Source organism: Bradyrhizobium sp. Kon56, assembly GCF_055807635.1.
Genome location: NZ_JBVVOU010000076.1, coordinates 1 through 5803 on the forward strand (window position 1 = coordinate 1; position 5803 = coordinate 5803).

The window sequence follows — 5803 nt, forward strand, 5'->3', positions numbered from 1 at the left end:
GCGATTTTTGATTTGTGCAATGAACGCCGCGCTCACGCCCAAATCAAGCGCTTCAGGGCGTTCTTAACGGATTTCAACTGCGGCGAACGACAGCCTGCACCAGAGCTCCTGACATTGGAGCACCTGCGAGAGTCGAGGCGTGAAGCCGGTTGAGCTGAATTGGATCGGGCCACATCGGCGGTTGCGACTTTCGAGAACGGAAGGGAGACATGATTGCAGGGTCGATCAAACGCGATGGCCGGAAGACTTGGAAACGTGGTCCGCCGCGTTGGCTGTCTGCCACGCGACGAGGTTATTAGAATGCTACCGCGACTTGTAACTTGAGCTGAATGCGCCCGCCCACCGTTCTCTCTCCGATTGATGTTGCACCTCAGTCCTGGTCGGTGAGTGCATGTTCAAGATTCCTGCATCTTGGTCGTGGCATCCGCAACACAAGCTCCCCGGCGGCTGTTGTAAATCGATCGAGTGTCCGGTGGCTGCGGCACACTTTATGGATCAGCGATGAGCGACTGCTGGCTCCGCGGACAAATCGATGTTCCATCCGTAAGTGAGCGCCGGACGGACTGGTTCACTAAAGACGCGCAGCTCTATGCCGACATGGCGAACGGCCGCAAGTGACTGGGGCAGAAAGCGCGCGGAGTGTCTTTAATTGCAGGATTTCCGCGTTAAGAATCGATTTTTACGGTTTTTGTGCGCAAGCGCCCTCTACGATGTCCAACACAAGCATAACGATCAATTCTGATCACAAGGGAAAACGCTCTGACTCATGATGAGCACAGTTTTCGGGGCTCAGGCGGAATCAAGAATAATCCTGTTGTTTTCATCGTGCGAAGAGCCCGGAATTTCAGGCATTTCCACGGAGGTTGTGCTGAAAGAATGAAGGAGGGGTTCAATGGGTAAACGTCCAAATCAAACCATTGGTCGGCGCCGCGTCGTTGGCCTGATCATGGCCGGAGTCGCCGCACCTGTCGTCATGCGAGCGGCCGGGGCGCAAACTGCTTGGCCCGAGCAGACCGCCGTCCCGGACTTCCTCAAGGGCTCCGGCGAGGTGCGCGTTGCCACCTTTGGCGGCGTAGGGCTCGCCGCACATCAGAAGGCGTTCTTCGAGCCGTTCGAGAGAGCTACCGGAATTAAGGTTCGCGCCTTTTCCGATATGGATTCGGCCAAAGTCAAAGCGATGGTCGACGCCGATAATGTCGGATGGGACTTGGCGGAAGTCTCGCGTGGAACGATCCTGAGGCTGATGAAAGCGGGTGACTATTTCGAGAAGATCGACTACTCGATGGTCGACGATGGGGTCGGCCAGGAGTACCGCTTCGAATATGGCGTAGACTACCAGGCTTGGACTCAAGCGATGGCCTACCGCACTGACGCATTTAATGGTGTCGCACCAGCAAGCTGGGCTGATTTCTGGGACGTCAAGAAATTCCAGGGCGATCGAGCCATGTACGGCATCGGCGGCGGCTCAACCCCAGAGATGGAGTTCGCGCTGATGGCCGCCGGTGTTCCGCCCGAGAAGGTTTATCCAATCGATGTCGACAAGGCGCTGGCGAGCTACGACAACATTAGGAAGATCGTGTCAAAGTGGTGGACCACTGGTAATCAGCCGTTGCAGCTGCTCACTGACCGCGAGGTCATCATGACGACGGTCTGGGGCGCTCGCATTGAGGCACTACGCCAGCAAGGCGTGCCGGTGGCGATCGGCTGGAATCAGGCGCTGTTAGGTCGTGATTGCTGGGGTGTTCTCAAGGGAGCCAAGAACAAGCTGAATGCAATGAAATTCATCGGCTATACGAGCATGGCAATCCCTCAGGCGCGTTTCGCGCTTGCGCTTCCCAATGGCCCGACCAATCAAGACGCCTTCAAGTACATCCCGCCCGAGCGACAGGCGGAACTGCCTACCTCCCCCGGGATCAGGGAGCGGCTCCTGCCCTACAACTATGAATGGTGGGTCGAGAATCGCGAGATGGCCCAGGCGAAGTTCAACAAATGGCTATTGGGGTAGGGGCTTCTGTTGTCGTCGATTATTGAGAGAAATAAAACTAGGGATATCATGAAGCGTACGTTAAGCCCTGCAGCTCTGTCTCAGGACAGTAATCGTGTTCGCGGCGCTTCAGTCTTGCTGAGCGAGGTGGAAAGAAGCTACGGCGGCTTCGCCGCCGTAGATGGAGTTTCGCTCGATGTTCGGTCGGGAGAATTTCTTACTCTGTTGGGACCAAGTGGCTCCGGCAAGACCACGACACTCATGATGATTGCGGGGTTCCAGACTCCCAGCAAAGGCGACATTGGGATTGACGGTGTGTCGGTGGTTGCTATGCCGCCCTATCGTCGCAACATCGGCATGGCGTTCCAGAACTACGCCCTCTTTCCACACATGACCGTGGCCGAGAACATCGGCTTCCCGCTGAAGCAGCGTCACGTGCTGAAGGCGGAGCGCGCGAGGTTGGTTGACGAGGCGCTCGAGCTGATGAACCTGCCGGGCTACGGGGGACGCTATCCACGCCAGCTCTCCGGAGGTCAGCAGCAGCGCGTGGCAGTGGCGCGTGCGCTTGTCTTCAAACCGCGTCTGCTGTTGCTGGACGAGCCACTGGGCGCGCTCGACAAGCAGTTGCGGGAAAATCTGCAGCTTGAGATGCGCCGGTTGCACGCAGAACTCGGCATTACCTTCATCTATGTGACGCATGACCAGGAGGAGGCACTGACCATGTCCGATCGCATCGTCGTCATGAACGACGGCAAGGTCGCACAGGTCGGGCGGCCGGAAGATCTTTACGACCGGCCCTGCAATCGCTTCGTGGCGAACTTCGTCGGCGAATCCAATTTTTATCCCGCGGTCGTCCGCGGCCTGGAAAGCGACATCGTCGTTGCGGAGTGCGAGGGTGTACTGGTGCGGGTCGTGACATCACTTCGTCCCACAATCGGCGCCGAGGTCACCTTGACGACCCGGCCGGAGCGGCTGCGTTTCGCCGACAGGCTTGCTGAGTCCGAACAAGCCATCAACCGAATGTCGGTTACGGTGACGGATGCAGTGTTTGCTGGCGAGCGTTGCCGCTATCTGCTGAAGGCCGATAACGGGACCTCGATGGTGCTCAAGGAAGCATCAAGCGCAGCGGTCCGCCGTCGCAACGTTGGCGAGCGCGCAGAGATCGCCTGGTCGATCGCGGACACGATCCTTGTGTAGAGCGTGCAATGTCTGAAGCAATCATACCATCCTCACGCGTCCTATGGAGCGGTCGGAAGCGCGCTCTGTCACGGCTCACCCCGGTGCTGCTCGTCGCACCGCTAGTCGTCTACATGGTCGTGTTCTACGCCATTCCGGTCATGTCGATGCTGCTGCGCAGCCTGAACGATCCCAGCTGGTCGCTGGACCACTATGCGGCACTGCCGGGCGACGTCGTTTTTATCAAAGTCCTCTGGATCACGCTGAGCACGTCGTTTGTAGTCACGCTAAGCACGCTGATGCTGGGCTATCCCGTGGCGCTCGCGCTCTCACGCGCCCAATCGACAGCGCCTCTTATCCTGATTGTGGTCCTGCTGCCGTTTTGGACATCAGTACTGGTGCGGACCTACGCTTGGATGGTGCTGCTTGGTCGTCATGGCCTGATCAACGAAACGCTCTTAGCGGTCGGTCTGATTGAGCAGCCAATCCGGCTACTCAACACGACGCTTGCGACTGAGATTGCGATGGTTCACATTTTATTGCCCTTCATGATCCTGCCGATCGCCAATGCGCTGCAGCAAATCGATCCCTCGCTGGAGCGGGCCGCCTCAGGTCTGGGCGCTACACCCTGGGGCACCTTTCGCCAGGTCACGTTTCCGTTGTCAATGCCGGGCGTAGCAGCCGGCGTACTGCTGGTTTTCGTGCTGGCGCTCGGGTTCTACATCACACCCGCGATGGTAGGAGGATCGCGCGACATCACGCTCTCGATGCTGATTGCCCAGGAGGTCGATCAACTCAACTGGGGTTATGCGGCCACCCTTTCCGCTTTGTTGCTGGCTACCGCGCTTGGCCTGGTCGCCATTGCGCAGCTCCTGCCCGGTGTGGGCAACGCTTTCAGGATGAGTAAGTAATGAGCACTCTTCGCTTCGTGCCACCGTTGATCGTCACGCTCATCCTGCTGTTTCTCGCGCTTCCGATTATTGTGGTCTTCGTGCTCTCCTTTTCCACCGCGGACTATCTTACGTTCCCGCCACCAGCCTTTGGTCTGAGATGGTACAAGGCCTACTTCGGTGATGCTGAATGGTTGGACGCAACGTGGCTTAGCCTCTGGATTGCGGCAGCTGTTGTGGCGATGTCGACTACGCTAGGAACTCTTGCCGCGATCGGTATGGTCCACTTGCCTCGACCGCTACGCGTGATCACGACTGGGCTCATTCTATCGCCGCTGGTCGTGCCAGGAATAATCGTAGCAATCGGCGTATACTACGCCTTCTCGCGCTACGGCTTGGTCGGCACGCCGATCGCGATCGTACTTGCGCATACCTGCCTGGCCGTGCCGTTCGTCGTAACTAGCGTCAGCACCAGCTTGGCCGGAATTGATCCTAGGCTTGAACAGGCGGCATTGAGCCTGGGCGCGACGCCTGGCGCCACCTTTTGGCAAATAACGTTACCTCTGATCCGGCCCGGCGTTCTCGTCGGAGCTCTGTTCGCGTTCATTAGCTCGTTCGACGAGGTGATCGTGGCCCTTTTTCTATCTGGATCCGGCGCCGTCACGCTGCCGCGACGCATGTGGGACGATCTGCGCTACGGGCTCAATCCCACGATCGCGGCCATATCGACGCTCACGATAATTTTGATAGCCTTGCTGCTCGCCACTGCGCAGTTCTTGCGTAACCGCGCCGAGCGGCTGAGGAGCGAACAACGCTAACAGCATAGCTCAACTTCCATTGGAGCCCATGGCGTCGCCCAACGCCGACTAAACATTCAAAATCCTTGAGGACACACATGAACGCAGACACTTTGTGAAGAGCTTTTCCGGCAAGCTCACCGGGAGCCGTCATCCTCGATAGGGCGTTTGCGCGCGTCTATCAGAAGGAGACCGGCAAAAGGGTCGATCGCATGAGGCCGGCGCGCAGCGTGTCGCCATCGAGCAGGATCGGCGGAGCCGCCATTGGTGAACAGACGACGGAGACCGCGCCAAACTTGCCGATCGCGCGCGCATTAAGCAAAAGCTTTCCTCGATGCCGCCGTGCCGCTCGCGACCGGCAGCCACACCGACGTCACCGCCTACAGGATGGTCGCCGGCCAGCTTGCGGTGAAGCTGACGAGAGGCAATGCCACCGCACTGAAGAACGCTGCGCCGCTTGCGGGCTTTTGAACTGGCCGCGTCGTGAGCCGCATCCATCATGGCGCTCTCGCGCTCGGAGGCGTCATCAATGGCCGAATCCATTGGCGCAAAACCGGCAGCGCGTAGGAGGCCCGAGAGCTAAACTGTCGAGGAATCGTTTATAAGGCAAATTGGCTGCGACGGCAGACATTTTGGCCGATAAATGCGCCATTCCTGTCGAATTTGCGCGTTTTCCCCGCGAACCGGAGGCCATGCTTCTGGAGCTTCTGGAGATCGGGTCAAGTGGATGACTCATATCCAAACTGGGCGGAAGGAAAAGCGTGACGAGGGAAGATGACTGAAAACATGATTCCACTGGGCGAGAAGCTGTTCCGCTCTGCCCAAACGATGTAATGCTAGGCTAGCACTGATCAGATCCGTGTGAGGCTAGACTGCTGGGGATAGATCGAGCCCGCGGCCCTTGAGCTTGATGCCATTTTTAGCATCTTGCTTGATCATATCGGCTCCTTTCTCGG

Annotated in this window: 5 protein-coding genes and 1 pseudogene; 5 read left to right on the forward strand and 1 reads right to left on the reverse strand. The window is 58.2% G+C overall.

The window, feature by feature from the left end:
- The first annotated feature begins 892 nt into the window (after window positions 1-892).
- The 4 genes from AC0L3B_RS37790 (at window position 893) to AC0L3B_RS37805 (ending at window position 4868) form a co-directional block, all read left to right on the forward strand.
- Window positions 893-2005, forward strand: coding sequence for an ABC transporter substrate-binding protein (locus tag AC0L3B_RS37790; RefSeq protein ID WP_473382600.1), 1113 nt, complete (start codon window positions 893-895; stop codon window positions 2003-2005).
- Between the two features lie 114 nt (window positions 2006-2119).
- Window positions 2120-3181: an ABC transporter ATP-binding protein gene (locus tag AC0L3B_RS37795; RefSeq protein ID WP_473382602.1), complete on the forward strand. Its 1062-nt coding sequence runs from the start codon at window positions 2120-2122 to the stop codon at window positions 3179-3181.
- 8 nt (window positions 3182-3189) lie between these two features.
- Window positions 3190-4071 carry an ABC transporter permease gene (locus AC0L3B_RS37800; RefSeq protein ID WP_473382603.1) on the forward strand — a complete coding sequence of 294 codons (882 nt, stop codon included), beginning with the start codon at window positions 3190-3192 and terminating at the stop codon, window positions 4069-4071.
- On the forward strand, window positions 4071-4868 hold the full coding sequence (locus AC0L3B_RS37805; RefSeq protein WP_473382605.1) for an ABC transporter permease: 798 nt from the start codon (window positions 4071-4073) through the stop codon (window positions 4866-4868). Before AC0L3B_RS37800 ends, AC0L3B_RS37805 begins: the two co-directional genes overlap by 1 nt.
- Window positions 4869-5028: 160 nt before the next feature.
- On the opposite strand, the gene AC0L3B_RS37810 is transcribed toward AC0L3B_RS37805, so the two are convergent.
- A complete protein-coding gene (locus tag AC0L3B_RS37810) occupies window positions 5029-5169 on the reverse strand; it encodes a hypothetical protein (RefSeq protein WP_473382607.1) in 141 nt (46 codons plus the stop codon).
- On the opposite strand from AC0L3B_RS37810, the pseudogene AC0L3B_RS37815 reads away from it, so the two are divergent.
- A pseudogene (locus tag AC0L3B_RS37815) lies at window positions 5166-5315 on the forward strand (hypothetical protein); the annotation flags it as partial. The gene AC0L3B_RS37810 and the pseudogene AC0L3B_RS37815 overlap by 4 nt on opposite strands.
- Window positions 5316-5803 lie beyond the last annotated feature (488 nt).

Bases quoted from the DNA above. Each gene is read 5' to 3' on its own strand.
- AC0L3B_RS37790 (WP_473382600.1), top strand. From the start codon at position 893: ATGGGTAAACGTCCAAATCAAACCATTGGTCGGCGCCGCGTCGTTGGC.
- AC0L3B_RS37805 (WP_473382605.1), top strand. From the start codon at position 4,071: ATGAGCACTCTTCGCTTCGTGCCACCGTTGATCGTCACGCTCATCCTG.
- AC0L3B_RS37800 (WP_473382603.1), top strand. From the start codon at position 3,190: ATGTCTGAAGCAATCATACCATCCTCACGCGTCCTATGGAGCGGTCGG.